General features: G+C 68.7%; 3 protein-coding genes. All 3 read left to right on the top strand.

Annotated features, from left to right (window positions below):
- Positions 1-526: 526 nt before the first annotated feature.
- A complete protein-coding gene (locus AC2VON_RS14440; RefSeq protein WP_486953557.1) occupies positions 527-742 on the top strand; it encodes an AbrB/MazE/SpoVT family DNA-binding domain-containing protein in 216 nt (71 codons plus the stop codon).
- The gene (locus AC2VON_RS14435) at positions 739-1125 is read left to right on the top strand and encodes a PIN domain-containing protein (RefSeq protein ID WP_486953556.1); all 387 of its coding nucleotides are present in this window, start codon (positions 739-741) and stop codon (positions 1123-1125) included. The genes AC2VON_RS14440 and AC2VON_RS14435 overlap by 4 nt, the downstream gene beginning before the upstream one ends.
- 504 nt (positions 1126-1629) lie before the next feature.
- Positions 1630-2743, top strand: a 1114-nt coding sequence (locus AC2VON_RS14430; protein ID WP_486953555.1) for a PE family protein, incomplete at its 3' end; no start/stop codon positions are given.

Here is a 2743-nt window from a genome sequence, read left to right as displayed (position 1 = left end):
AAGCCCGTAGGTCACATCCTTCACATACGCCACGCCGGTCACACGACGATAACAGCCAAGGTCACAGGGCTACAGATCAACTTTTCCGGCACCCTGCCACCCTACCCAATTTTTTTCGTGGGTTGAAGCGCGACGAGCGACCGGACCAGTCGTATTGCACGGCCGGCCATCTACGACATCCTCGGCGGTAAACGCGCCCGGACGTCGCGCACATCGCGTTGGAAGCCATCACGAGTCCGGCGACGTTATCTTGGCTGCGCTCGCACGTCGGCTTGGTCGCTTGCCAAGTGGTCTCGTCCGTAACTTCGTCGGAGGTTGTTTACGGACGCCGCCGGCGGTGTCGAGTCTGCGCTGGCGGCTTCGAGACTGCGCTCAGCGCCCCTTTTTCGCCTCGACGTCGCCGCCACCGCAGTCTCGGCACCTCAGCGAACGGGCCGGACGAGTGCCTGGACCTTCTCACCGGCCAGGAGAGGAGTCAACACGCCAGCGGGCGCATAAAAGCCCGAAATGGTTATACCCATCGAGTATGACTGGCCGTATGGGTGCGAAAGGGCAGGTTGTCATCCCGAAGTGGCTTCGGGATGAGGTGAACCTGCATCCTGGCGATGAGGTCGACTTCGAGTTGAGCGATGGGCTGATCGTCCTCAGGGCGTCGCGGCGGCCGGCCATGTTGGGGGGCCGGTTCGCGGGCAGCGGTATGGCGACCCGGTTGCTCGAAGATCGCGCGCAAGAACCACGTTGAGTGTCTGCCTGGACTCGTGGGCGGTGCTGGCGTGGCTCGACGGGGAAGAGCCGGCGCTGTCCCGGGTCAATGGCCTGCTCTGTTGGCGTCCGGTGATCAGCTGGATAAACCTGGTCGAGGTCTACTACCGAGTGGAGCGCGATCACGGCCGGCGGGTGGCCGATGAGACGCTGAGCGCGCTTCGCGCCGCCCTCGTCCCGGACCTGCCGGGCACCGCCCGGATGATTGACGCGGCCCGGCTGAAGGCCCGCGCCGCGATCGCTCTCGGTGACTGCTTCGCCGCCGTGACAGCCGCCGCCCACGGCCTCGTGCTATCAACGGGGGATCCGGCGCTGGTCGACCTTGCCGACCCGCCGTGCGTTGTCCAAGACCTCCGCGCGTAACAGCGGCGTGACGGCTCGTTCCTTCTCGTTGCTGACTGCCCACGCCGAGAGTGATGAAACACGATGTCAGGCAATGAGCGTGGGCGTCATCGCCGCGGCGATGATCGTCGTATCGCGCGTCGCGATGGTCAGATTCCGGCGCAGCGCCTGCGTGTCGTACTGAGCGGCTATCGAGACAGCCGGACGGCGCGAGGAATCCTCGCAGTGAACTGCGGGGAGGGCGCCGAGGTGGCGGGGTGTCGCCGGGGCGGGCGTCGCACGTGCCGACGACGCACGGTTGGCCGCCGGTGAGGGTGTGGGTGCTCACCGGATGGACGTCGGTGGAACAGCGCGGCAAATTCGCCCATTTGTGAGCCGGATTCTTCCCATTTTCGCCGTCGCTGTACTAACGTCTTTTCCCGCAGGCTCCCTTTGTGACGGTGGTCTCAGTGCACTTCTGGTGTGGGGTGTGTCACTGGATTGCTGTGGGAGGGGGGAGGTTTCGGGTGGGAAGGACGCTGGGTCATGTCGTTGATGGTTGTTGCGCCGGAGTGGGTGGCTGCGTCGGGGTCGGAGTTGGCGGTGGGTGCGGCGCAGATCGAGGCGGCGTTGTCTCGGTATGGGGGGTCGATTGCGGGGGTGTCGGCGGCGGGCGGCGATGAGGTGTCGGCGGCGGTGGCGGGGGTGTTCGGTGCGCACGGGGCCCAGTTCGGGTCGTTGACGGCGGCGGCGACGGAGTTTCATCAGCGGTTCGCGGCGGCGTTGGGTGCGGGGTCGTCGGCGTATGCGGGGGCTGAGGCGACGGCCGCTGCGCCGTTGGGGGCGGTGGAAAAGGATGTGCTCTCGGCGATCAATTATCCGACGGACGTGTTGTTGGGGCGTCCGTTGATCGGGAATGGGGCCAACGGGACCGTGGCTGACCCCAACGGTGGGGCGGGCGGAATCTTGTGGGGCAATGGCGGCAACGGGTTCAGCGGTGAGGGCGGGGCCGGCGGGGCGGCCGGACTGATCGGCAATGGCGGTGCGGGGGGTACCGGGGCTGCGGGCGCCGCCGGGGGGGCCGGGGGGACCGGGGGTTTCCTGTACGGCAATGGCGGTGCGGGCGGTAACGGGGGCGCAGCTACCGCCGGTGGTGCTGTTGGTGGTGCTGGTGGTGCTGGTGGGCATGCGTGGCTGGCTGGTTCCGGTGGCACCGGGGGTGTGGGCGGAACCTCGGCTTCGGGTGTGGGTGGGGCTGGTGGTGTGGGGGGTAACGCCGGTGGTGTGTTCGGGTCCGGGGGCACCGGGGGTGCGGGCGGGCAGAGTCAGGCGTCGGCGTCGAGTGGGGGTGTCGGCGGGCACGGCGGCAACGGGGGCTTGCTGGCCGGTACCGGTGGGGCGGGGGGTGCTGGCGGCAGCGGCTCCGATGGGGGCCACGGCGGGGACGCCGGACGCGGCGGGTTGTTGTTCGGGCACGGCGGCAACGGCGGGGCCGGCGGTGCGGACCGGTTCGCGACCTCATCCTCGACGGGTGGGACTGGGGGGACCGGTGGCGCGGGCGGCGTGATCTATGGCATCGGTGGTGACGGCGGTACCGGCGGGCTCGGCCTGACCGGTGGTGCCGGTGGCGCCGGCGGGCAGGGCAGTGTGCTGTTCGGGC

The sequence above is a fragment of the Mycobacterium sp. TH-M82 genome, from assembly GCF_057473605.1.
This window is presented reverse-complemented; position numbering and strand designations above follow the sequence as displayed.

Excerpts from the sequence above, each read along its gene's own strand:
- AC2VON_RS14440 (WP_486953557.1), top strand. The coding sequence starts at position 527 with ATGACTGGCCGTATGGGTGCGAAAGGGCAGGTTGTCATCCCGAAGTGG.